This window comes from Thermogemmata fonticola, from assembly GCF_013694095.1.
In the GTDB taxonomy this organism is placed as follows: domain Bacteria; phylum Planctomycetota; class Planctomycetia; order Gemmatales; family Gemmataceae; genus Thermogemmata; species Thermogemmata fonticola.
Genome location: NZ_JACEFB010000009.1, coordinates 56202 through 82052, shown reverse-complemented (window position 1 = coordinate 82052; position 25851 = coordinate 56202). Strand labels below are relative to the sequence as shown.

11 protein-coding genes and 1 tRNA gene are annotated in these 25851 nt (G+C 62.9%); 8 read left to right on the top strand and 4 right to left on the bottom strand.

Annotated elements, in window-relative coordinates; all coding sequences use genetic code 11:
* Positions 1–44: 44 nt before the first annotated feature.
* Both H0921_RS12265 and H0921_RS12260 read right to left on the bottom strand, forming a co-directional pair.
* On the bottom strand, positions 45–2579 hold the full coding sequence (locus H0921_RS12265) for a PEP/pyruvate-binding domain-containing protein (RefSeq protein ID WP_194538497.1): 2535 nt from the start codon (positions 2577–2579) through the stop codon (positions 45–47).
* Between the two features lie 501 nt (positions 2580–3080).
* Positions 3081–3153, bottom strand: a tRNA-Glu gene (locus tag H0921_RS12260).
* Between the two features lie 554 nt (positions 3154–3707).
* Between H0921_RS12260 and H0921_RS12255 the strand changes: the two genes are divergently transcribed.
* Entirely contained in the window at positions 3708–4112 is a 405-nt protein-coding gene (locus H0921_RS12255; protein ID WP_194538495.1) for a CBS domain-containing protein, read from the top strand.
* Between the two features lie 57 nt (positions 4113–4169).
* On the opposite strand, the gene H0921_RS12250 is transcribed toward H0921_RS12255, so the two are convergent.
* Positions 4170–4367, bottom strand: coding sequence for a hypothetical protein (locus H0921_RS12250; protein WP_194538494.1), 198 nt, complete (start codon positions 4365–4367; stop codon positions 4170–4172).
* An 828-nt stretch (positions 4368–5195) separates the two neighbouring features.
* Between H0921_RS12250 and H0921_RS12245 the strand changes: the two genes are divergently transcribed.
* The 6 genes from H0921_RS12245 (at position 5196) to H0921_RS12220 (ending at position 19205) form a co-directional block, all read left to right on the top strand.
* On the top strand, positions 5196–6284 hold the full coding sequence (locus tag H0921_RS12245; protein WP_194538492.1) for a hypothetical protein: 1089 nt from the start codon (positions 5196–5198) through the stop codon (positions 6282–6284).
* 689 nt (positions 6285–6973) lie between these two features.
* Positions 6974–13552 (top strand): SdrD B-like domain-containing protein, encoded by a 6579-nt coding sequence (locus H0921_RS12240; protein WP_194538490.1) that lies wholly within the window; start codon positions 6974–6976, stop codon positions 13550–13552.
* 111 nt (positions 13553–13663) lie between these two features.
* Complete coding sequence (locus tag H0921_RS12235) at positions 13664–14143, top strand: cupin domain-containing protein (RefSeq protein ID WP_194538488.1); 480 nt, start codon at positions 13664–13666, stop codon at positions 14141–14143.
* Positions 14144–14365: 222 nt separating this feature from the next.
* On the top strand, positions 14366–15784 hold the full coding sequence (locus H0921_RS12230) for a CRTAC1 family protein (protein WP_194538486.1): 1419 nt from the start codon (positions 14366–14368) through the stop codon (positions 15782–15784).
* Between the two features lie 376 nt (positions 15785–16160).
* Positions 16161–17786, top strand: a complete 1626-nt coding sequence (locus tag H0921_RS12225) for a HEAT repeat domain-containing protein (RefSeq protein WP_194538485.1) — start codon at positions 16161–16163, stop codon at positions 17784–17786.
* A gap of 63 nt (positions 17787–17849) precedes the next feature.
* Positions 17850–19205 carry a TIGR02996 domain-containing protein gene (locus H0921_RS12220; RefSeq protein ID WP_194538483.1) on the top strand — a complete coding sequence of 452 codons (1356 nt, stop codon included), beginning with the start codon at positions 17850–17852 and terminating at the stop codon, positions 19203–19205.
* A gap of 488 nt (positions 19206–19693) precedes the next feature.
* On the opposite strand, the gene H0921_RS12215 is transcribed toward H0921_RS12220, so the two are convergent.
* Positions 19694–20704: a hypothetical protein gene (locus H0921_RS12215; RefSeq protein WP_194538481.1), complete on the bottom strand. Its 1011-nt coding sequence runs from the start codon at positions 20702–20704 to the stop codon at positions 19694–19696.
* 559 nt (positions 20705–21263) lie between these two features.
* On the opposite strand from H0921_RS12215, the gene H0921_RS12210 reads away from it, so the two are divergent.
* Complete coding sequence (locus H0921_RS12210; protein ID WP_194538479.1) at positions 21264–25814, top strand: hypothetical protein; 4551 nt, start codon at positions 21264–21266, stop codon at positions 25812–25814.
* The last annotated feature ends 37 nt before the right edge of the window (positions 25815–25851 follow it).

The window sequence follows — 25851 nt, the reverse complement described above, 5'->3', positions numbered from 1 at the left end:
CGGGCCGTGCACCGCCGATCCGGGTTTCCTTCCTGATCCGCCGATCAGCCGCCTGCTGGTCCCAAGCGGACCACGCGTCCGCTTCCCCCCTCAACGCGCAGGCGTTCGCCCGTGCGAATCTGCCGGGTGATGTGGGGCAGCCCTGCGACCGCCGGCAAGCCAAACTCGCGGGCCACGATGGCCCCGTGGGAGAGGACGCCGCCGGTTTCCATGATCAAACCCTTGGCCTGGGCAAAGAGCGGCACCCAAGCCGGGTCCGTCGAGGGGCAGACAAGGATGTAGCCCTGCTGGTTCGGGGGGGCAGCCGCCGGTTCCGTGAGAACCAAGGCCGCTCCTTCCGCGATCCCTGCTGACAGCGGCACCCCTTGGAACAGCTCCGCCCCCGCAGGGAGCGGTACAGGCCGACCGATGGCTTCGAGATCATCCGAAAACAATACCGGCGGCACTTCCAAGGACAGAAGAGCCTGCCGGCGCCGCCGGGCCGCCGCGATCTCGCCGCGCAGATTCTCGCCGGCCAGCAGCCGGGGTAAATCCGCCAGAGTGAGATAGAAAATCCCCCCCTGCAAGCCGAAGCGGCGGTCCAGCTCCAGCAGATGCTCGCGGATCACCGCATAGCCCAGCATCAGGTAGTGCTTGGCGGCTTCGCGCCAGCCCAGAAACAGGCGTAACTGCTCCACCAGATGCTGGCAGCGATCCCGCAACGGACCGCTCAGCCGGGCATTGGCGAAGACTTCCTCCCCGACCGCGGATGCCAGGGTTTCCTCCGCCAGTCGATCCCGTCGGGGCAAGGAGGAAGAAGGAACCGAAGGGGCAAGGGGGGAAGCGGAGGCGGCCCGCGGTGCTAGCAGTGCGTCCAGCAACTGGGGCTGTTCCCGCCAGCGGGGCTGGGCCAGCTCCATTTCGTGCGGCCCGCGGTGGCCAAACCGTGCCAAAAATTCTTCGCGGCTCAGCAACCCGTTTTGCAGGTGTTCCAACGCCTGGGCCAGGTCCGCCTCTGCCGGGGGACGCGCTCCCAAGGCCAGCCGCCCGATTGCCGCTCGCGCCGCCTCCGCCCCTCCTAGGCGCTGGTCCAACAACACGCTCAGCTCATTCCAGAGCGTGTCGGCGAATACCGTGGCCTTGAGGCTTTCCGACGCGAATGCAACCAGGGTCCGCTCGATCCAGGCCAGCAACTGGCGGTGGACCTCCGCCGGCGGGAGTGCCGACCGATCCTGCCGCAGCGCCTGCTGGCATTCCTCGGCGAAGGCCCGGCTCAACGCCTCCATCCGCGGGGGATAATCCGCCATCTGGCGTTGCACCGCCGCCTTCTGACGGAACAGGCGCCACACCGTCACGGGCAAGCGAAGCAATCCCAGCAGGCATCCCTGACCCGCCAGAGGTTGAATCCGCGGCTTGGGGTCCAGGGCACGCTCCGGATGGGCCTTGTACTCGTCCAGGGGATAGTCGAACGGGGGATGCGGCGATTGCAAGCGGGGGAGGCGCGCCAGGTTCAGCATGGGCCGCCCCGCGACCAGATCGAAGGCCGATTGTGATCCCAGCGCCGGGTCCGGCTCCGCCCCCAGGGCGCGGTTCATCGCCCCGAATCCCCCATCTGCCGCCAGAAGCCGGCTGACGACCGACCAGCTCATCGGTGTCGGTTCCGGCAAAATTTCGCTGAGGTTGTAGCGGACCCAGACGGCCGGCTGTGTTCCCGCAAGCTGCCGCAGGCGGGCGATCTCTTCCTGACGCAGGCGTTCCCGCTCGGCGGCATCGGCGGTGGTGATGGGACGGGCTTGCAACAGATAGAGCCGTCCCTGGCACCACGCCCACTCCACATCCCGCGGTGCGCCGTAGTAAGCCTCCACCTGCCGGCCCAAAGCCGCCAACTGGGCTAACGCCGCCTCGTCCAGACAGTACCGCTGCTGCTCTTGCGCCGGTACGTGTTCTTCCCCGTGTGCCGTCCGCCGGATCGCTTTGATCCCCAGTTGCTGCTCCCGCACCCGGCCGCTGTCCCACTCCAGCACGAAGCGGTCCGGTTGCACCCGCCCAGACACCACCGCTTCCCCCAGTCCCCACGAGGCTTCCACCAGCATGGTCCGTCTGTCCGGATCCAGCGGATTGCGTGTGAACAGCACACCCGCCACCTCCGCCTCGATGAGTCGTTGGACAACCACGGCCATCGCCATCTGCTGCTCATCGACCCCTTGCCGGCTGCGATAAGCCGCCGCCCGCTCCCCTTGCAGCGACCGCCAGCACCGCTCAACCGCCTCCAACAACGCGTCCTCGCCCTCGACCCCCAGGATCGTCTCCTGCTGCCCGGCGAAACTCGTCTCGGCGGCATCTTCCCCTGTCGCACTGGAACGCACCGCTACCCGGCCCCGACCCAACCGCTCGTAACTCTGCCGCAATAGCTCCACAAACCGCTTCTCCGAGCGAACCCCGTAATCCCGTAAATAGCGATAGGCAGCCGTCGTGATGATGAATCCCTCCGGCACCGGCAACCCGGCCTGCCGCAGCACGGCCAGACTGGCCCCCTTCCCGCCGCTGGACCCCACGTCCACCGCCTCCGGCGACTCCAGCCATACTACCCATGTATTCATGCTGCTCCCTTCCATCACCGCCACTTCCTCCTCCGGGGAACTTCCAGAGAACTGCTCGGAAACCTCTCGGTGCTCTCCTGCGTTGACCCAGTCCGCCGTGCCTCCGATACCATAGTCCATGCAACGGATTGATCCGCCGCGCGACAACGGCCCACCGCTCCGACCCAACCCAGACCCATCGAGCCGCCACATCCCAGACCCATCAGCCCCCCTCCTCCCCCTCGCGGATTCCGCCTAGAACCTGCCGCCCGGCTTCGAGATTAGGACGGCAAGCTGCCCCATGCAGAATAAACCACAGGCTGCCTCATGCAGTATGATCAAACTCAGGAGCCGTCGAAGAGGGGAAATAGAATACTGAAGCATCAAAAGAAAAAAATAGAATGAGAGGGGGAACATCCGAGGAGGAAAGTAGGGGCGGGAATAGATCGGGCGCATAGAGCGGTCAGCACGCGCCGCAGAGAGGCTGGATACTGCCAGCAGTTATTCTATACAAAAAATCAGTGACCCTGCGGGGATTCGAACCCCGGTTTTGGCCTTGAAAGGGCCATGTCCTAGGCCTCTAGACGACAGGGTCCAGACAAAAGATGTTCGGATGGTTCCTCCTCGGACTTCGGAATGACCTCTCGTTCCTGGGAGGAGTGTCTGCGCCCCGCGGGAAAAACTGGTTCTGGCCGGCGGCGAACCATCGTGTGCCGCTGTCACAATCCGCGCACTCGGCCGGTGAGCCGATGAGCGGGAGGAATCGTCCTCCGCGTCCCCCGGCGGAAGATACGATGAGTCACGGATACCCATCGGGGAAAGTTACCGGGGGCATCACGCTTCCCTGCACAACGCAGACACACCATTCTTAGGAGTCATTCGCCCTCTCGGCAACCTCCCCGTGCAGAAATTGAGGCTCCCTTCCGCACTCGGCGTATCGCCTCAGCATGGCGCCAGCCATACCATCACAGCGAGGGGAGAGATTCTTGCCGCAAGGTTTGCGGTCGAAATGCGGTGCTTCTGGTTACCATCCGGAAGCTCTCGATAGAAGATCACCCGCAGGGTGGGTTTCCGGGTTGCCGCCGGAGGGATTGGCTTTCCGAGCTGCCAGGGAAATAATTGCTTTGATCCTAGATAGGAGTATGTGATATGGAACCGATGATCCTCCGCGCCCAGACGGCGGCTGATTTGATGACGCCGGGGCCTGTCTCGCTCAGTGCTAGCGCTACAGTCGCTCAAGCGGCGGCCTTTCTCACCGAACGCGGTTTTGGAGCAGCGGTCGTCATCGACGAGGCGGGGCATCCCTTGGGAGTCGTCACCAAGACCGACGTGCTCGTCCACACTCGGCAACGCTCCAAAACTGTGGAACCCGACAATACGCCGGTCACCGACATCATGACCCCGGCCGTCATCTCCGTCCGGCCCGACACCTCCGTTCGTTCCGTTGTGGAAAAACTCCTCAACCTCCACGTCCATCATCTTTTCGTGGTCGATGCCACCGGAGTCGTCATCGGGGTGATCAGTCCCATCGACGTGCTCAAAAAACTGGAATGACACCCCGGCTTGCTTCCCCCTCCTTGGCTGGAGTGGGAGTCCGCCCGCTTGACCCTACTACCAGGGCACATACGAAAGCAAATAAAACACCAGCGCCAAGCAGATCACCGCCAGGAACATCACCAGCCAGGATTGGAACACCCAGCCATACACCGGCCGGTAATCCGGATACGGATCGGGGGGGTAATCCCCGCTGCTGTCCGCCAGGGCATTTTCCCCAGCCTTGGGTTCCTTAGATGTCGCTTTTGCTGCCATAGACACTCTCTCCTGCTATGTCCCTTCGCCAGAGGCTGTCGGGACCGGGCCGGATATCTCTCAGTCCTTGGGTATCATCGCCGATCGCGGCTTTTCGGTCTAGGGCAACTGCTCCACGGCCACTGGCTTCGACAGAGGAATGTTCAGACTCCCGCTGGCCCCTCTTGCGCCTCCCTCCCCAACCGTGGGATCACCAGGAAAACCTTGGGCTTCCTCGCCTTCTTTTGTCCACGGAAAGTAACGGGGAAGATCAGGGGAAATGTACCGCGCAGGACGCCGGGAATGGCGGCTCCTTACAGCGTGTGCGGCTTAGGCTTTTATTCCGCTGGCACGTTTATGTCGTTCGGGAGGAGCTTCCTATTCCAGGGACTTGGACATGTCATCGGGCGAAATCCCGGCTCCGAGGGCGTGGCCTGGCGAGGATTCCTGTTCCGGTGACGATGGCAGGTCATCGGGGGTGTTTTCCGACTCCGGCGGCGTGAACCGTTGGTGGTCCCTCATGCACGCAATGCACCACCCTGTGCGTCGGACAGATCGGTGCCCCCTGCGATGAAAATGGACAAAACACCGCCAATTGCTCCGCCTCATGCTTCTGTCAACCAGACCCAGTCGACCCGAATGTTCAGCCTCACTGTCGGCCCATTTTCTAGGGACAACACTTCTATGTTCTCGCCCTGCGTTCTGCCAATCCCGCTTGTTACCCAACGGCGGAGTTAGCTTTTGACAGGGCGTTCGTCACACCAAGGAAGGCTGGCCCGGAGGCTGCACCCTCCTCTCCTTTTCGTGGCTCTTTCCGGGCCAGCCACGCCTTTGAGGGGAGAAAAACCAATGAGAAGTTCAAGGGTCACACGTCTGGGTCTCGGTGGACTCGGCTGTGTTCTTCTCAGCGTTTGTGCCGCCTCACCGGCTTCGTCTCAGTATACACCTGAACAATTTCGCGCAGATTGTCTAGACGGTGTGACCAAACTGGAAGAACGGTACCGCCACTGTTCCGGTCGCTATCGAATCATCGAGACCATGCCTCGAGTCGATTGGCAATTGATCCGCGACGTGGAGTTTGCGGTATCAGGTGAGCAGTGGCTGATCATCTGCCATAACCTGGAGGAGTGGCGTAAGGGCCAGCTTCATAAGGTTCATTACCAGCAGTCGGTGCGTGGGGCCAATTCGGTGTACAGTTTCCTTCTAACAGGCCGGTACGAAACGCGGGAATTGCGGCTGGAAACCTACGAGATGGCCGAAGAAGTCGCCTCAAAACCCTCAGGCGGTGGGATTCGTGACATGATAGCTTTTTGGTTGTCTCCGATTCGCGCGCCGTTTAGTCTGCGCACGCTCCCTTTGCCGGCTTTGCTGAGGCATCCGACGTTTCGGGTATTGAAGTTGAGGGATGGGGAACGGGAGGGTGTGCGGGTGATTCGGGCGGATTTTGAGGTCCGTCCGGGCCAGCCGTTTACGGATCCGAGGATCAGTTGGACGCGGGAGCCGGTGTGGGGTTGGTTTGAGGTGGCACCGGATCAGGAGTGGACCGTTCGAGCGTTTGAGTACACCTACATGGCGCCGGGGCACAAGCCGGAGATACCTTTAGTCAAGGCACGTGTAAATGGTGAGGTTTTATATAATATTGATTTCGAAGGTCGTCCGATAGTTATACAATTTAAGGAATCAACATCTTGGCGGGATTTACCACCAGATTCGATGATTGAGATGAAGGATATTCAGATCGAGTATGGTCCTGTATCGGAGGATCGATTTCGTTTATCGTATTATGGTTTGCCAGAGCCGCCGGGTGTGACGTGGGTGCAGGAGAGGCGGACGCCGGTGTATGTGTGGTTGTTGGTGGCGGCGGGGGTGTTGCTGACCTTGGCGGTCTTCTTCCGCTGGCTAGCTCGCCGTCTGCGTCGCGGCCACTCCGAGGGGTAGAAGAAAGGACTAGGAAGCCTCGCGGTCCTTCAGACGGGGTGAGAAGAAGGAGTGGCGGACACCAGAGGCTAGCGGAGGAGAGAAAGGACCAGCGGACACCAGAGGCTAGGGAAGGGGTGAGGGAGGTAGGGGTGGCGAGGAGGGGGCTTCTGCGCGTGGAATGGATGGCGAGACATCTTGATGGCTAGCGGGAGGTATATCGCAGGACTGGTTTGAGATTTGTCGGCAGTGGCATGTCACGATGCTGCCTCGATGGCTGCGGGATGGGCATGCGATGCAAGGGAAATGTCGAGGAGAGGCGGCGGGACGGTGGGAGTCGACGGGGTTGGACGGGTGAGGAAGAGGTGGCAGGGGTTTGCCAGTTCATGGGTCGCCAAAAAAGTATTGCACAGCTTCTCAGGGGAAGTAACATGGAAGTTGTCTTTCCCGCTGTCAGAGCGATGAGGACAGCGGGGAAGATGTCGGCTTCGGCCATGATTGATTGGGGTAGCACAAGCAAAATCTTGCACTCCACCAACAGGAACGTGTTCAGGCACATCGAGAAGGGATGAGGGTTCAGGCTCACGGTCAGCGTTCGTGAGTGTGCAAGTTTTTGAACTCCTTCTGCTTACTCCCCTCAAGCACGACCGTACCGATGCAGTGTGACCGGTCGCTTTGCCAGACACGACACCTGTTGAGAGGAGGAGTGCATGGGCACAAGTCAGTTCGCCCGCCGTTCCTTGCGTTGGGTTCAGACTCTGTTTGCACCCCGCCGTTGGCCCACCCGCCGGCGGCCCCTGGGGTTGGAGGTCCTGGAGGACCGCACGGTTCCGGATGTGCAGGGGTTTGCCATCGGGCCGATGTACCTCTACGGCGATTTCTTCATGGATACCCAGAGCAACTGGTGGGCCAAGGGGGAGATCAAACTCGGCTTTGCCTCCGCCGACAGTGAGCCTTTCGAGGAATTGGCCGTCTTCTCCACCGAGCCGGACGGCAAGGTGTGGTTCTCGCCGAGCAACCCCAATCCCGAATTTACGGTCGAGAAAGCGGAACTCATCTCGATGGTTTCGGTGCCGAACCTGACGCTGTGGGAGACCGAGACTTCCTTCACGTTCAATGCGGCGGCACTCGCCTCGGCGACCGGCGGCGTCAACATCTATTCGGGGGCGCATCCGTTCACGGTGGAGGCCGGCCAGTTCACCATGGACAACATTCGCATGGTCGATCCCGACGGCGAAGGAGAAGAGAAAGGGCAAATCTGGATGCAGGGGAGCCTCACGCAGGTGCCGCTGATCGGCGTGAGTATGACCGTGGCGGGGTCCAACTTCGTCAAGCTCACCGAGCAGGGAGTGGAGCTGACGGGGGTATCACCGGCCTTCAGCGGCGGCCTGAGCATCGGGGGGTTGGTCTTCAGCATCAACAACTTGTCGATCTCCTATACGGACGGCACCTTCACCCTGACCGGCTCGGCTCAGATCAGCCTGGCGGAGAATGAGAACGTGGAGGTGATTTTTGCCAGCCCCGGTTTGCAGGTCAGCGGCGGGCAGATCCTCACCTTCCCGCTGGTTTTGAACAGCGATTTGACGTTTGCCGGCGTGCATTTCGCCACGAAGAACTTGCGGTTCAACTATGCCAACGACGTGTTCACGCTCACGGGGCAAGTGCAGGCGACCATCGGCGGCCAATCGCTGACCGTCACGTTCGGCCAGGGCGGCACCGCGGGGTTGCGGATCGCCAACGGCGAGCTGACCGACCTGGACATGATGTTTCAAGGGCGGCTCAGCCTCTTGGGGCTGGAGGTGGAGTTGGGCACGGCCACCAACCCGATCACGATCACCTACTCGCAGGCCACCGCGAACACACCGAGCTTGTTCACGCTCTCGGGGCAGCTTTCGGTGCCGCAGTTGTGGAACGCCGCCGTCATCCTCGGTTCGCAGGGCCATCCCGGCCTGGTCGTCAAGGGGGGCGATTTCGAGCTGGAGGATGTGCGATTCGAATTGTCCGACGTGAGTTTGGGGGCGATGACCATCGACAAGCTGCTGGTCGCCTTCACCTCGGACACCTTCGCCGTCACGCTGGATTTGTGGTTCCCGGCGGGCTGGAAAGTGAAAGGGTATGTGCAGTGGGAAGACGGCCAGCTCAACGGCATCGACCTGGGATTGGAGGGCAATCAGGGGATCGAGATCGCCGACACCGGCATCATGATCACCGGCTTCGAGGCGGGGGTGTACAACCTGCAACATCCCTCGGACATCGTGGTGACCGGCAAGCTGGAGGCCATCTGGCTGTACCGGAGCTTCGTCCAGATCGAGGGCGACTTCACCATCGACGCCGACGAACTGGTGTTGCATGGCAACATCAACTTCCTCGATGGGGTGGGCAAGGGTGACGTGCGGCTGGTGCTGGATTGGGGCGAGCAGGACTACACGGCGGCGGTGAAGGTCGATTGGCTCGACGGCATGATCCGGTTCGATGCGATTATCAACATCCACGACGGCGACAGTGTGTATGTGAAAGCGAAGGCCGACGTCAATGTGCCGGACCACATTCCCTTCATCGGCGGGCAAACACTGGCCGAGGTCGATTTCGTTCTGGAGTGGCGGCGGGATCGGCCCGATGATGAGAACTTCGTGGCCGCCTGGGTCGACCTCGACTTCTTCTTCTTTTCCATTGACGTGGGAGTGAAGGTCGATTTCACCGGGCATGCGTCGCTGATCGGCAGCAGTTTCATTCACAGCATCGATTCGCCGCCGCCGGACTCGCAGCCGCAGATCTATCACTACCGCATCCCGTACACGGTTCCGGAGAACGTCACGCACGGGACCTTGCAGGTGAGTTGGCCAGAGATCGGCGGGATTCAATCCGTAGCCATCGTCCGGCCCGACGGCACGACGGTCGATCAGAGCCAGTTCAGCGACCCCCGCCACAACCTGACCCTCCTGCCGTCGCTCAGTTCGCGGAAGTCGATCGGGGTAGGGATGGCAGGTTCCAGCGGCGACCCGTTCGTGACCCTGACGCCGGGAACGTATCAACTCGTGCTGACGAGCAATTACAAGTTCTCCAGCGCCCCGAAGCTGACGGCCTCGTTCGGCACCGCCCGGCCGACGATCGAATCGGTCGTGGTGCAACCGCCCACGTCGTTGTCCACGCCGGTGATGCTCACGGGCCGGGTCGCCAGCAGCCTGGGGCCGAATGCCCGCGTCACCCTGTACGTCGATCGGGACAACTCGGGTTACGACGGAACGCCGATCGCCGGGGCGACCAACCTGCCGCTGACCGTGGACGCCCAGGGTCATTGGACCGTGCAAACCGATTGGAACATGGACGGCCTGATGCCCTGGCAGTACTACGTGTATGCCTCGATCAACGACGGGGTCAACGCGCCGGTTCACTCGGCCTACTCGGCCGGGGCCACGCCCAATCCCGCCCTCTACGGCACCGTCACCACCTACAACCAAAGCTTCCGGGAAAACGGGCTATTGGTATTCGTGGACCACAACGACAACCAGCAATTCGACCCCGGCATCGATCCGTACACTTCCACCAATGAATTCGGCCTGTATGCGTTCGACTCGTCCGCCTTGCCGCTGAATACGCCGTTCAACGTCGGCTTGATCCTCCCCAGCGGCTTCCAGATGCACGGGGGCAGTTCCAGCCTCGTCACGAATCTCACTTACAACGGCACCGATGGGTTACTGGTCAATTTCGTGGTGGACGAATTCGCGGCGATCCACGGGCAAATCACGGCCAACTTCGACGCCGGCAGCCAACCGCTGGTGGCCTGGACCGTCTACCTGGATGCCAACAACAACGGCTCGCTCGACGACGGCGAAGTCCAGACGCTGACGGCGGCGGACGGCTCCTATGTGTTCCGTCATCTCACCTTGAACACGACACAAATCGTGCGGGTGGTCGTGCCGGAGGGCTATTACCTCACCTCCTTCGATTCCCGGCTGGTAAATGTCTCGGGCGACCCGTTCGAGGTTTACCGCCATAACGATTTCACCGCGCTACCGTTCTCGACCATCAGCGGTACGATCACGGGCTATACGCTGCACCACGGCACGCTGTCGCCGACGCCGACGCCGCAGCCAGGGGTCACGGTGAACCTGCTGCAAACGCGGGCCTTGTTGAACATCGGCGGCGATGTCCAGGGCAACTACCAGGCCGACCCGGGACCAGCTAGCGGCACCACCCATTCGGCCTCCAACTACGACCATCCGATCGACCTCAGCGGCGTTGATGATCCCGCGCCGCAGGCGGTTTACCAGAGCAACCGCTACGGTGGGAGTTTCAAGTACACGATCACGGGTCTGAAACCCAATGCCCCGCATTTGATTCGCTTGCACTTTGCGGAGTTGTTCTGGTCCGGTCAGGGCCAGCGACTCTTTGACGTGTGGATCAACGGCCAGCAGGTGCTCAACAACTACGACATCTTTGCCCGCGCGGGAGGTGCCTTCCGGGCTGTGATCGAATCATTCACGATCATGGCAGACGCGCAGGGTTCCATCAACATCGACTTTTACTCCGTTTGGGACAATCCGCAGATCAATGGCATCGAAGTACATGAAATTGTGGCCTCGACCACGACCGATGCCCAGGGCAACTATAGCTTCACGGGCCTGAAGGCGGGCAACTACACGGTGGCTCAAGCGGTTCCGAGCGGCTGGCGGGAAGTCTCCCCCTTCACCTCGGACTTCCACTTGCAAAGCCCCTCCGGCAGCAACCTGTGGCATCTGCCGAACCTGCCGGGCAATCCGCGGCCCATCGACGTGGGCGTGGCCGACTTCGACGGCGACGGCAAGCTCGACGTGGCCGTCCTCCATGCCGTCTTCAACGAAACCAACAACCAGAGCTTTGTCCACATCTACTACAACGGCGACTGGGCACACCCGGCCCGTTACGGCCTGGAGTACGGTACGAACTACTCCAAGATGGTCATCGGTAACTTCTGGGGGATCGGCCGGCCGAGCATCGCCTTCTTTGGTCTGTCGGAACAGCGCTATCATGGCCGGATCGACGCACTGATGAATCGAACGGGATCCCGCACCCGTAATTTTGAAGATCTGCTTTATGACCTGTGGGAATTGCAAAACTTTGACCGGGGTATTGTCGGCGACTTTGTCTTACTACCTCACGACAAGTCACTGTATTACGGGGTCTGGGATACTGTGGGAGTTTTTTACTGGAACCACCAAGGCCAACCGACCATCTCCATAGTGGACCTGCTCGGACCCAACGGTGCGGCTTATAACTATGCCCCACTTGCAGATGCAGCTTCTCCTCAGCAGATGCTCAGTGTCGATGTCAACGGCGACGGCTACCACGACCTGATCATCTCCGACCGATGGCGCAGCCCGGTTGTACTCTTCGGCTCCGACTCGCCCAATGAGAATCGTCCGGGTTTCCACTACACCGCCTTGGGTCATCAGACCTCCATTTCCGTGTTGCCCTCCGCCTATCACGTTCTGGCCGCGGACATCAACGGCGACGGTCTGATCGACCTCGGCGTGTTCGACACCAACGGCGAGTTCCACTACGCCATCCAGGACCAAACGGGCAACTTCTCGGCCATCTCGCCGGGGCTGGGGGTGCTGGGCAAGACGGTCGGCTCGGCCCTCTTCCACGATGTCAATGGCGACCTCAAACCCGATCTGGTCTGGGTCGTGCAGGGGGTGGGCAGCCAGGCGGTCCATGTGGTTCTCAACACCGGCGAAACCGGGCGGTGGTTCCGCCACGGCGACGATACCATCTGGGGCTTAGCCTCCGCACCGGCCGGGGATGTGCGGATGACCGCCGCCGACCTCGACGGCGACGGATTGGCCGAGCTAATCGTCATCGACAAGGAAGCCAATACAGTCCAGGTTCTCGCGAACCGATCGGTGACCCGGCCAACGCCGATCGATGTGACGGTCGATGGGAACGTGTCGAACGGCAACAACTTCGTCAACGCGCAGTTCGGCCAGGTCGGCGGCAAGGTGTTCGCCGACGTGGACCGCGACGGCCGGCTCACGGGTCACGAACCGGGCTTGGCCGGAGCGACGGTGTATGTGGACCTCAACCGCAATGGCCGGCTCGATCGCGGTGAGCCGCGGATGCGAACCGGTGCCGATGGCCTGTATGCCTTCGCGGGTTTGGCTCCGGGCGTCTATCACGTCCGGGTTGCGCCCCAAGCGGGTCAGAAGATCACCATCCCCGGCGGGGAGTTGCACCGCATCCGCATCGGGGCCAGTTCAGCACCTCAACTCGACAGGCATTTTGGCACTGTAGCGGCAGCCGACATCACGTTCCACGTTCCTGCGCAAAGCCGGGTGTTGCGCTTGGTCCGCAGCGGCGACCGGCTCGAAATCCTGGACCGGTTCCGCGGTGTGATCGCCAGTTATGCCCTCCCGGAGGTTCACTCGCTCACCCTCCTCGGCGGTGCGAATCTGCGCACCCGGCTGGTCGTGGACTTGGCCCGGGGCGGCAGCTTCGATCTTCCCGGCGGAATCACTTTCCGGGCCGGTACGGGCCAGCAGGACGCTCTGCGGCTGGTCCTGGGCAACGGTTTCGATCGCGTCCACATCTCCGGGAACCAGGCCCGGTTGAATGACCAACTGGCGGTGCGCTGGAGCGGCGTCGAGGTGCTGGCCGTGGAAAGCAGGGAGGGAAACGACCTGTTGAGCATCCAAGGAACCCCGCTGGCTCAAGGAACGGTGGTCCTCCAGGGCGGCCTCGGCGACGACGTTTATCGCCTCGCAACTCGGTCCACGTCTGTCCGGATTCAGGACGACGGCGGCATCGATACCCTGGACTTGGCCGCGGCCTTGTCCGGAGTGCAGGTGGACTTGACCAGTTCCCGCTTCCAGACTCTGGACGCCGTGGGCAGCCGCCTGCGACTGGACGGCACAATCGAGAACATCCTGGGCAGCCGCTTCGCCGACTACCTGCTCGGAGGTCCGGGGCGCAACATCGTGATCGGCGGAGCAGGGGCCGATGTCCTCCTGGGCCGCGGCGGGGAGGACATCCTCATCGGCGGAACGGTCTCCTGGGACGACGACGGAGCGTCCCTACAAGCGCTCGCGGCAGAGTGGCACTCCTCCCGTGCATATGCCGAGCGCGTCCAGAACCTGATCGACGGCACAGGCAGTCCGGAACGCCTCAACGGCAGCGTTTTCCTCGACAGTTCGGTGCTGAGCGATGACGGGGAATCCGATTGGCTTTTCGGCGGTGCTGGCCGCGACTGGTTCGTGCCGTTCTCCGGCGATCGGATCGGAGATCGCGAGAGCGGGGAACGGTCCGGTGGGTAAAGCCGTGCGGGTGTTGGGCGGGCGCCTGGTCTGGTTTTTGCCTCGCTTGGTTTCCTTCCGGTTCGTTTCCGCCAGGCGGGAAATGGGCACGGAATTCCTTAAGGAGAGTACATGGCAGCCGAGCCAAGCCTCTTTCTGCCGCGGTCCGAGTTGGCCGCTCCGATTGTGCGGTCTGCCGGGGAGGGGAAGACCGTGGGTGTAGTGCGTGGACGCACGACGTTCAAAATCCTTCCCGCGGAGACAGGCGGCGCTTATGCCGTGCTGGAGCAGCAAGTGCCGCCGGGGAGCGGGCCGCCGCTCCATGTCCACCGTCACGAGACCGAGATCTTCTACGTTTTGGCGGGTACCTTCGAGTTCACCGTGGCCGGCCAGACTTTCCGCGGTACTACCGGGACCTTGGTGGCCGGCCCGCGGGACATCCCGCACACCTTTCGCAACGTCGGTCCGAGCGAGTCCCGCCTGCTGCTGACCGTGATCCCCGGCGCCTTCGCCCAATACTTCCTGGATGTAGATGGCGTCGCCGATGACGACCTCGCGGCCATTCGCGCCCTCTGCGCGCGCTACGGCGTGGACATCCTCGATACGTGCTGACAACACCGTGTCCGCATCAGATGTGTGAACTGCGTCCTTCTACCGGCAGCGCCGGCCAACGGCGGCCAGGAGGGGCACCCCACCCCGCTTTCGGACAGCAGCATTAGGATGAGAGCTTTCGACTCCGCTGCGCATCCGTCCGAGGATAAATAGTTTGTACTAAAGAGAAGTCCTACGATGTCTCCAGGTGGGTGGAAGTCAGCGCAGTCAGCGGAGCGGGTCATGACGGAGCCTGAGCCGAGGTCGGGCGGCTTTTTCACCGATGTGTCAGACTGGATCGCGTTCAATCCGCCGGCATCCCATTACGGGGTGGCAGTCAGTGATGTGGATGGCGATGGCCGCTGCGAGTTTCTGGTGGCGAGTTTCGACGGTGCCAACCGGCTGCTCCGCTGGAGTGGCACGCAATTGCGGGACGTGGCGCCGCCAGCGTTTGAGGATGTGGACCAGGCCAGCCTGGCGATCGCGGCGGGGGACGTAGACGGTGACGGCCGGGAGGAAATCTACGTCCACAACAGCGAGCGCTTCAGCGGCAGCAAGCGGGCGCCGGATCGCCTCTGGGACATTCAGCCCGATGGCCAATGGGAGGACTGGTTCGCCCGTCCCGAACATGCCGGCCTCCAAAATGAGTGGGCCGGACGGAGTGTAGCGGTCATCGACCGACGGGGCGTAGGCCGCTATGGCTTTGTGGTCGCCTCCTACGGCAAGCCGCTGCGTCTGTACGAGTGGAGCGTGCAGGAGCGGCTGGCGGACCTGGCCCCAGCCCTGGGATTGGCCTTGATCAGCGGCGGGCGCGGCTTGCTCACCCTGCCGGTGGTCTCCGACTGGCCGGACATCATCTGCATCAATGAGCATGGTCCCAACTGGGTCTATCGCAATCAGGGGGATGGCACCTTCTGGGAATGTGCCTCCGCTTTGGGATTGGATGACCCCACGGAGCATGGGCGGGGCGTGGCGGTGTGCGACGTCGGCGGGAGCTTCGGCTTGTGCTGGGGAAACTGGGAAGGGCCGCATCGCCTGATGATCCCACAGCGGCAAGGCGCCTGGCGGAACTGCGCGAGTGCGGGCTTCGCCTTTCCCGCGCGGGTGCGCAATGTCATCGTGGCGGACTTTGATAACGACGGTTATGAGGAAATTTTTCTCCACAATCATGGGGAAGCCAACCGCCTGTACCGCCTTTATCCCCCAGCAGCGGAGGGCGAGGACCCTCAGGTGGTCCTGCTGGAGGCGGGGGCGGCGGCGGACCCCTACGGCTGCGGAACGGGAGCTGCCGTGGCGGACATCGACGGCGATGGGCGGCTCGAACTCCTCCTCGCACGCGGCGAACAAGCCCGGCAACCGCTCGGCCTGTTCAAGGCCGCTGCTGGCCAGCAGAACGGCTATGTTCGCATCCGCCCCTTGACCCGCTTCCAGGCCCCAGCGCGCGGGGCGGTCGTCCGTGCTCTCATCAATGGCCGCCTGCAAATTCGCGGTATCTGCGGCGGCAGCGGCTACCTCGGCCAAATGGAACCCGTGGCCCACTTCGGCCTCGGACCCCAAGGACGCGTCGAACGCGTGGAGGTGGTCTGGCCGGATGGCGTCGCCGTCATCTTGCTCAATCCCCCCGCCAATCGGACCCTGACCGTCCCCTACCCCCAGGGTTAGCTCATCCTCTCGTTCCTCGCTTTCCGACAGCCTCCCTCATCCTCATTTCCCGATTCTTTCGGGTTGGGTCCGGGTCGTGCGTTCCCTGTTGTCCTCCTCCTTGCGAAACGGACGGGGGAGCTGGAGCCGCGATGGTGACAGTCTGAGAACACTCTGCCCCGCGGCAGGAAGCGCGAAAGCCTCCAGGCGGCCAGCCGGGGACGATGAACGGCCTCTTCTCCGGAGAAACCGGCGTTACCTTACCCAGGAGAAGGAATCCCTGCTAGGCATTTTTTCCGGGAGGCGATTTGACTGGCGGGAAAACATCCACTAGGGTTGCGGCAGGAGAGCGGCGGCGTACGTCCGGCCCGGACGCAGCGCCACGGGATGGCCCGATATGTCGGAGGCGAACAATTATCGCGGGAGTGGGAATCGGCCCTCCGCCGGGAGGTTATTCCTGGCGATATTTCCGGCTGTTGCCGTTGGGATAGTCGGCGGCAAAGCCGGAATCTGGTGGGTCGGCGCCGCAGCCGCGGCCTTAGCCTTGCTAGGAGCGAGTTTGATCTACTCCAGAGTCAAGGGAAATCCCGCGTCCTCTCCTGCGACCCTGATTCTCCTGTATCTGGTGGCGGTGGTGATCACCTGGTGGGTGCCTTCCCCAGACGGAATGGCATCGCTCGCCCGTGGCGTCCTGCTGCTGACGGGGGTTCTGAGCTGGGCCGGGTATGAGTTGCAGGCAAGCGGTGCGGAGCCGTTGCGCCGGGCTTGGGCCGCGGCACGGGCCGTGCAACAACGGCGGCAGTGGCCCGCTCATCTGGAAGAGTGCGTGCAGGAGCCGGCAGTCCAGCGCCTGCGGCAGATCGTACAGGACCAGCGCGAGATTCGCCCCGTGCTGCCCCTGTTGACTTCGCCGCGGCCCCCGCTGCAATTGGCAGCCCTCCATGCTTTGGCTTACCGCACCCACTGGTACGCCGGGGAAGCGGAATATGTGCTCCAGGCCACCGGCCACAGTCCCCACGAAGCGGTGCGGGTAGCGACCGTGCAAGCCCTGGCCGGCGTCCAAGGAGTGGACCTGCTCAGCGCCCTGACCGCTTTCCTGCGCGATCCCTCCGAGGAGGTCCGCCGCCACACCATCGCCGTGCTGCTCTGGCAAGCCGAGCGCCGCTGGCCCCTGATCCGCGAAAGCATCCGCGACATCCTCGCGGATCCCCTCTATCCTCTCGATGGGGCTTTGTTCACCGAGTTCGACCCTACCGCCGGCTTGCGGCTGCCCGGTGCCGCCATCGCCGACCTGATCACCTGGGCCGCGGAACCGCCGCCTCTGGCGCCTCGGGCCGTTCTCACCCTCATCGCCTACTTCCGGGCAGAACTCCAGGCGGGATTGCAACCGGAACTAACCGCCGAACTGGTCGAACTGATGCTCCATACCGATACCCCGCCGACCCTGCGCGTGGAGCTGGCCGCCTTGCTGCGGGACTTCGACCTCCTCTCCCCAGAAGTTCTCGACCGCCTGACTAATGTGGATCAACCGGCGCCCATGCGGCTGTTTGCCGCGGAAATGATGCTGCGGATCAACCCTCACGATCCGGACGGCATCGACGTCCTGCGAGGACTGGCACGCCAAAGCAATCGGGAACTAGCGGTCCATGTCGCCCTCATTTTGCAGACTTATCTGGGGGTGGACCTGGGGATCGATCCGCAATCCCCGCCGGCTCCCAGCAGTAAAGCCGCAGCCGAACTGACCCGCCGACTCCTCCAGTGGGCCAACCAGTGCAATCCCGATCCGCTCACCGACTTTTCCGGCTCTTCCGCCGCTCCGGCTTCCTCCGCCTTCGGCTCTGTTGGGAGGTCAGCCGAAGAGTCCATCCATCGCAGCACGCCGCAGGAACGGGCAGCAACTCCCCCTGGCGCCCCCGACAACGACGGTCTGGAAGAATCCCGCTTCATCCCGTTGGAACAGGTCCTCGGCGAGGGTTCGTCCCCCGGCCCGGCTTCCTCAGCACCGCCGCTGACTCCGTCCTGACACGCGCTGACCGGCTGGTTCCGCCCGGCTCGTCCCGCCGGAACTGCGACGTGGGGGCCTGCCATGAGTTCGACCGGAATGCCGCCTTCGCTGGAATTGCCGCCTCTGCCGCCAGGGATCGAACAGGAATATCAGCGCATCCGGGCCTATCCCGATGATGATACCCCGCGGCTGATCTATGCCGATTGGCTGGACGAGCGCGGCGATCCCCGCGGCGAATTCATCCGGGTCCAGATTGCCCTGGCGCGGTTGGCCGGCAGGAATCCCTTTTCGTATCTTCCCAGCACGCTGGTTTCTGCGGCCACGTCCGTCTGGCCGTCTCCGGCGGGGGAGCTATCGTCGCGACAGGCCGAGTTGCGCCGCCGGGAATGGTTACTTCTGAGCCGCCACCGGGAGGAGTGGCTCGCTCCGTTCCGCGGCTGGACGAGCGGCGAGGAATTCCGCCGCGGGTTTGTCGAAAGTGTCAAAATTACCGCACGGGCCTTCCTGGCCTACGCCCCGCGTCTCTTCGCCCTCACACCGTTGCGCCACGTGCAGATTCTCGACTTGGACCATTGGGCCGACTCCCTAGCCGCCTGTCCTTTCCTAGACCGCCTGGAAGCTTTGACCATCCACGCCCAGTACTGCGGCCCTTCCCTGGCGGCAGCCCTGGCTCGCTCCCCCTATCTCAATCATCTGCGCCAACTCCGCCTGAGCCGCAACCGCCTCGGCGATGACGGGCTGGTCCATCTGTGCCGCCGTAGCTGGCCGTCTTTAGAAGAGCTGGACTTAAGCGACAATGGCCTGACCGGCGACGCCGTAATCCACCTCCAGAAAAGCCAGGCCTTTCCGCGCCTGCGCTGCCTCCAGCTCCGCGACAACGATCTCGGACCCGCCGGGGCTTTCCATCTTGCGGAAGGCCCCCTGCTCCGCCAGCTCCAGTTCCTGGGTCTTGCCGGGAATCACCTGGGTCAGTTCCAGTTCACCGCCCCCCTCCATTCCCTCTTCAGCGTCCCCCACCTTGACCTGGCAGACAACGGCTTGACTGCCGAGTCCCTCCGCGGCTTGCTCTTCCCCCCGCCAGCCGGTCCGGCCTTAGCGGTTCGCTATCTGGACCTCAGCCGTAACCCTCTCGGCGATACTGGCACCATCACCCTAGCCTCAGCCCAGCACCTGGAGGAATTGCGTGTCCTCATCCTCTGCTGGTGCAACATCGGTGACGCCGGCGCCCAGGCCCTTGCTCACGCCTTTCACCTCCGCCAGCTCCACACCTTGGACCTGAGCAACAATCCCATCGGCGGCGAGGGTTTCCGGGCCTTCGTCGAACCTTTCACGCGCCGCTTGCCCGCCCTCTGCAGACTGCTGCGAACGTCCATAACCCTGCCCTACCGCCTCAACCAGGAACTCAATCTGCTCTTCCCACCCCGCTTGAACGCCTGACATTTCCGCTTCTCGCCCTTGTTCCCCCTTTCCTCCATGAACCCCAGCCATCCTTCTCCTGTTTCCGGCCTCGCTGCCTCGCGGAGGATTCGGCAGCAGCCAGGATGTGTGGCCCTCCTGCAAGGAGGCTCTCGTAGAGCGGAAGTGGCAACTTGGAGATATGGCCATTCATACAGATCAAGGACATCTGTCAAATCTAGCAAAAAGATAAATTATACAGAATAAGACAAAGGAACGTTCGAAGAAGAGGCTAAACGAGAAGAGCCATCAGCCCAAGGGACGAGCGGAGGAGCTGCCAGGCGGAGGATAGGGCGGAACGGCAGCCTTCCGGCAGGGGCAAGTCCGCAAGCCGAAGGCGGGGCGGAGGCAGGTCAGGGACAGCGGCTGCCCTGGGGCCAGAAACACCGCAGCCCGGCGGGTGCGACCCCACCGGGCTACGGTGCTGCATGGGAGGTTACCTATTATATCCGCGGGGCGGACCGGCTACTTTACTGTTCCTGAATCCGCCGCCGGAAATTGTGGAGCTGCTGGTGTAAGGACGCGTCCCCCCGTTGGATCAATTCCATCTGGTTGCGGATTTCCTCCTGGAGGCGCTCCAATTCTCGGCGCTGTCGAGCCAGTTCGGCTCGCTCCTTGGCCATCTCCTTCTCGGTGTGCCGCATCTGGTTTTCCAGAGCCTCTTCATCCTCGCGCAGTTGCCGCTTTTCCTCCTCAAGTTTCTTCCACTCTTGCGCTAGACGCACACTTTCCCGTTCCAACTCGTCGGCCCACTCTTCCAGCTCGGTACGGGTCTTCGGCGTGGCGGATTTGGGAACCAACTCCCCTTTTTCAATCTTTTCCTCGATTTCCGTCAGGTGCTGGGTCAGCTCCTGAATGAGGGCCTCCTTTTCCGCCAGTTGGCGCTCATAATCTTGCTGTTTGGCCAGGAGTTTCTGTTCGTTCTCGCTGGCTTCCTGGAGGATGCCTTTGATCTCCTCCAGCAGTTTGCGCAGTTCCTTGTTTTCCCGGCGTACGCGGGCGATCTCATCCTCCCAGTCGCTGGGAGGTCCCTGGGAGTACTCTCCGGAAGGAGGCGGAGCGTAGGGTATCCCGTAAGGGGCCGGTCCGTAGGGCGCTACGGGGGGAGGGGTTGCCACGTGGCGGCGGGAGGGGAACGAATGCGGGAGCGGGGTATCCACCGCAGCTTCTGTAGGAGAAACGCCGAGGACAGAAGCCGAGGCCGATACCGGAATGGCGGGCATCTTCAACCGGCGGGTCAGGGAGTCGTGCGGCAAGCTGCCGCTGCCAGGGGAGGAAGGCGAAGCAGGCGGTCCAAGTTCCTCCGGAGCGGAAGGAACCGAAGAATGGAGGCGGGAGGGTGGAGGCGCACTCGCCCGCGGGGCGCCATCGTGGGGGGACGATGGCGCAGCCGGTGGAGTCCCCAACAACCGGCGGCGGAGTTCCGCCAAGGGCGAGGGCGATTCAACGGGCGGTTCGTGGTTCGGTTGGGGCAGGTCCATACCGCGGTTTCCTGGCCGTCCCTTCGACAGAGGGAACTCTAAGTTTTTAACGTAACAGTTTGTTCTCCATGGAGTTTGGTTGTTCCGAGACACGCGAGACTTGTCTCCTCCCGCCGCTCGGACCAGCCACCCTCTCCCAGGAGACAATTCACCCTAGAACACATTTGGGAGGAAGTCAAATCGACAGGGGCTGCCGGTACTGGCGATTGCGCCAAAAGCGCTAGACTTAGGCCGCCCCAGCCAATGGAAACAGCAATAATACGCCAACAATCCCTCAGCCGCGGTGTTGAGGAAGGTGTAAAGTGAGGGGAGAGCAGAACTCCCTGTGCTGGAACGGTGACGGGAACCAACGAATGGAGGGAAACGCCAGGCCTCCACTTCCGAATCCATAGAGAGGGGAAGGGAGAATAAAGGACGTGAGAAATCGGTACCCGGCTAGGATGCCGAGCGGAAAATGTAGCTTGCGATGGGAAGTCGGAAGGATCACAATAAAGTAAATGACGACGGGTTGGGGCTGGAGTTTAGCCAGTTCCGGCCTGGTAACGAAGGAGTGCGCGGGATGAACAGCCTGCTGAAGTGCCTTCGGGTAGCGCCTGCTGTTTTGGGCGTTTTGGCGACGATTGCTGCGGTGGGAACCCATCTACTGGGGGATGTGCGTCCGGGTTCGTCCCGCCCGCCACGGGGGGAATCGGGGCGTCCGGATACGACCCACTTCACGGAAGACCTGGCGGTTTCCAAGTTCAGCCGCCTGCCGTTGGTGACGTACCAATCCCGTGAGGAGGAGCTGGTGTTTGCCTGGCAAGTGCGGCCGAATCTGGAGGTAGCCGGGCCGCCCCGCCCGCGGGATGTCATCTTCTTGGTCGATACCACGGCCAGTCAGGCAGGTATCCCCCTGCGGCAAGCCCGAGCGATCATCGAGGGGGTGGGCAATGTGCTCAAGGAGACCGACCGGGTCAGTGTGTGGGTAGTTAACACGCCAGAGTCCACCCGCCCCTTGACCAAGGGCTTTTTCGCGCCGAATGCCAAGGAGGTCCGGGACGCCGCTGCCGAGTTGACGGAGATGGAGTACGGCTCCGGGGCGGCGGATTTGCAGGCAGCTATTCTCCGGGCCGCTGCCACGCTCAGTCCCAACCCGGCCCGCACCCAGGCCATCGTACTCCTGGGAGATGGGGAAAGCATCTACCGGCCGCTGTCCGAAGCGGATCGCCTGGCTTTGGGCAGCCGCCTGGACGCCCAGGACATTCTCTTCTTCGCGGTGCCTTTGGGGCTGAAGGTGCATGCAGCAAATCTCCACGGCCTGGCTATGCTGACGGGCGGTGCGGTAGTCCGGGTCCAAGAGGACCTGCGGATGATCAGCAAGCGAGAGGAGTTCGCCCGCCGCTTGGTGGCAGCCCTGGATGTGCCGGTGCTCAAGGTGGAGAAATTCCGCTTCGGCGAGGAGGTGGGGGAAGTCTATCCGGCCCGCCTGCCGCCGCTGCGTGCGGACCGGGGCACATTGGTGCTGGGGAAGCTGGCCCGCCCCGCCGCGGAACAACTCCGGCTCCATGTCGAAGGGTATGTCGCCCGCCGCGCTGTCAGCCAGGATTTGAGCATCGCCCTGGTACCTCCGCAACCGGAGCATTACTTCCTCAATTTGATGCTGGAGCAATGGCGGAACGCCCCCCACAAGGAGGTCCCCGCTCTGCTCCAGTCCGATCGAGCTTTGGCTTTGGCGAGTACGCAAGTGCGGCTGTACCGGGAAGAGTTGCTCACGCAAGCGGCCTGGGCCATCCAACTGGATCGCTATCGGGAGGCCGCCGCCCTGTTTGATGCGGTCCTGCGCATCTGTCCGAAAGACCCCGAAGCCGAGAAGGGGCGCGAGTTGCTCAATAAGCTCTCCATTCAGGAATGGCAGGACCTCAAGCGCCGGGCGGGGGACAAGGTGCAAGCCCTCCGCATCACCCCGCAAGCGGCGGTGCGCGAAGTCATCCAGACGGCGCCGGCCCAGCCGCCCGCGGGCGGTCCAGGAGGAGCAACTCCGCCGCGCAGCGAGCCTACGCCCCAGCAACTGCTCGAACAGCAACTGGCAGAGCGGAAGATCGCTGAGGATCAGGCCCGTCTCCGCGTTCAAACCGCTATCCGTGAGGCCCGCGAACGCCTGCGGAGCGATCCCGATGGCGTCTTAACCGATCTCAAGCGCTTGCTAGAAGATGTGGAACGCAACACCGCCCTCGGCGAAGCAGCTCGGCGGCAACTCCTGGCCGATCTCGGAGCCGCCATCAATGACGTATACCGTAAAGGCGAGGAAATCAAGCGGCAGGCCAACATCGAACGCAGCCTCGTCAGCCGCGCCCGCCAGCGCCTCAACGCCCTGGAAGAACAAATGCGGGACGAAAACCGCATCAAGTTCCGCATCGATCAATTCCGCCAACTGATGCAACAAGCCCGCTACGAGCTGGCCTATCAGGAAGCCCAGTTGATGATCGCCGAACGGATCAACAACGCCCAGCCCGTCCCCATCACGGCGACGGCCAGCTACATGATCGGCCAGCATGCTACCCAACTGCGGGAATGGAAAGAGCTGGTCCGCATCCGGGAGGACCGCTTCCTCATCTCCCTGATGCAGTCGGAGAAGTCGCACATTCCTTATCCCGATGAGCCGCCGGTGCACTTCCCCCCGGCCGCCGTCTGGCGGGAATTGACCAGCCTGCGCCGGGAAGCCTATCTGCACTCCAACCTCGGTCCCAATCCCCCGGCTTCTCAGATCGAGCTGAAGAACAAGATCGAAAATGACGAAGTCCGCCTCCGGGATGATATCAACATCAACGATCAGTCCCTGGGCGATCTGCTTGACATTCTCAGCAAGCAGCACGGCATCAACTTCGTCATCATGGAGGAGTACTTCAAGGCGGAAGGGGTCAACGACATCCGGGATAAGCGGCCAAATCTGAAGGCTACCAGCTTACGTGGCCTCAAGTTGGGGAACTTCCTGGATATCGTGCTGCAATCGATGAATGCCACCTTCATCGTCCGGCCGGATTATGTGGAAATCACAACGTTCAATCGCCGCCTGGAAGAGAAGGTGACCCGCGTCTTCCCCGTGGCGGACCTGGTCATTCCGATTCCCAGCGCCGTCAACCAGCAGATGCTGTTCATGAACCTGTTCTTCCAGAACTCGGCTTTGGCGATTTACGGGGCGGTGCTCGGCGCCCAGAACTTCCAGGGCTTCGGCGGAGCCTTTGGCAATCAATTCCAGGGCCAGCAATTCGGAGCCGGCCCGCCCATCGGCGGCGGCCTGGCCATGCAGGGAGCGCAGCAATTCGGCCCAGACCCGTTCAACCAGAACTTCGGTTTCGGGGCCGGTGGTCTGCAAATCGGCGGTGGCCAACTCGGCCAGTTCGGTAACCTCGGCGGCCAGTTCGGCCTGCAAGGTGGCGACCAAAGCATGCTGCTGATGGAACTGATTGTGGAAACCGTCGCCCGCGGGGAATGGCTCAACGTCCGCCGAGGTCAGCAAGGCCTTGGCGCTGATGAGGATGCCCCGCTGTTGGATCAAAAGCAACTCAACTCTATCGGTTACTACCCGCCGGCCCGCGCCCTGCTGATCCGGGGGACCCACCGCTACCATCCCGCTTCCTCGGTCAAACTCAAGGCGGTGGGCGGCGGCCAGGCTCTGGGTCCGCAACCGGGCCGCAATGGGGGTGCAGTCGCCGCGGGTAATCCCGGCGCTCCGGGAGCGGGCCAACCGGCGGCAACCGGGGAAGGAGCGGCTCAAGCCCGTGCGGCGGATCGACCCCGCGTCATCGACCCGCGGTACGATCCCGCTGTCCTCAAGCCCAAGCTCAGCAAAGACCCCCGCCGCATGTGGAACCAGGCCGTGGAGTGGACCGTGGAAGACCCCGGCCTGATCGTGGCCTCCGCGGAATTCCTCCTGGAGCAAGAGGAGTACGAGGCGGCGGCGGAACTGCTCAAGGCCGGCCTGCGTAAAGGTTTGACCACGGAAGCCTGGACGCACGACGCCCTGGCCATCGCATTGCAACTGAGCCAGGCTGCAGAAGAGGAAGTGCTTCGGGCGAGCCTCTCGGCGGCGGACCTGGAACCCCAGGAACCGCGGGCTTTGCTCCAGGCGGCCCAGGCCTTGGCCCAAGCCAAGAGATACGAGCTAGCCGTGGCCTTCTGCAAGCGGGCGGCGGACATCGCCCCCCATGAACCCCTGGCCTACGCCAACGCCCTGGCCTATGCCCGCCAGGCGCCCCAAATCGACACCGACGCGGTCCTGTGGGCCAGCCGGCAACTGCTCCGCCAGGATTGGGGCGTCGATGACCGCGACTATCACCAGCAAGCCCGGCAGCAACTCGAAGCCCTGCTAGCGCAGATTCCGCAGCAGGACCCGCGGCGCGAACAACTCCGCCGCCTGCTCCAGCAGCAAACCCAGCGTGACCTAGTCATCGAGCTGCTTTGGCAAGGTCCGGCGGATCTGGACCTGATCGTGGAGGAACCGAGCGGTTCCACCTGTTCTCCGCTCCATCCGCGCTCGGCGGGAGGCGGCATCCTCCGCGGGGATCGCCTGGAGCAGAGCCTCGACGGCGACCGCTCGGAAATCTACATCGCCAGCTCGGCCTTCTCCGGGACGTATCGCATCCGCGTCCGCACTGCCTACGGCCAAGCGCTCGGACAACGGGCGACCCTCAAGGTCACTCAATATCAGGGCACGCCCCGGCAGACCGTCAGCCTCCATGAAGTGGACCTGACGCGGAACGAGCCGGTGGTGATCACTCTGGAGCGCGGCACGCGCACGGAACTGGCGGATACCACGGTGGTGGCCGATGCCCCGCGCCCGATCCTGCCCGCGCAGTTGACCGCTCATGGCTTTGCCGGTGGCGCTGGCCGCGCCGGCCTGTCGGCTACCACGACCCTGCAAACCCAACAGCCCTATCTGCCCGCGGAACTGGGCAATATCGAAAAGCGCCTGGGTCGCATGGGCCTGGCAGACTTCCGCGGCGTCATGCAGTATGATGCCCAGCGTGGGGCCGTCCGCTTCCAGGTCAACCCCGTCTTCGCCTCGGCTAGCGAGGTCCAACTGCCCCCGCTGTCCCTCCTGCCGGGTGCCGAGGAACGGCGAAAGGACTGAGCCACCTTCTCTGCCAGCCTTGCCAATGACCGTCCTG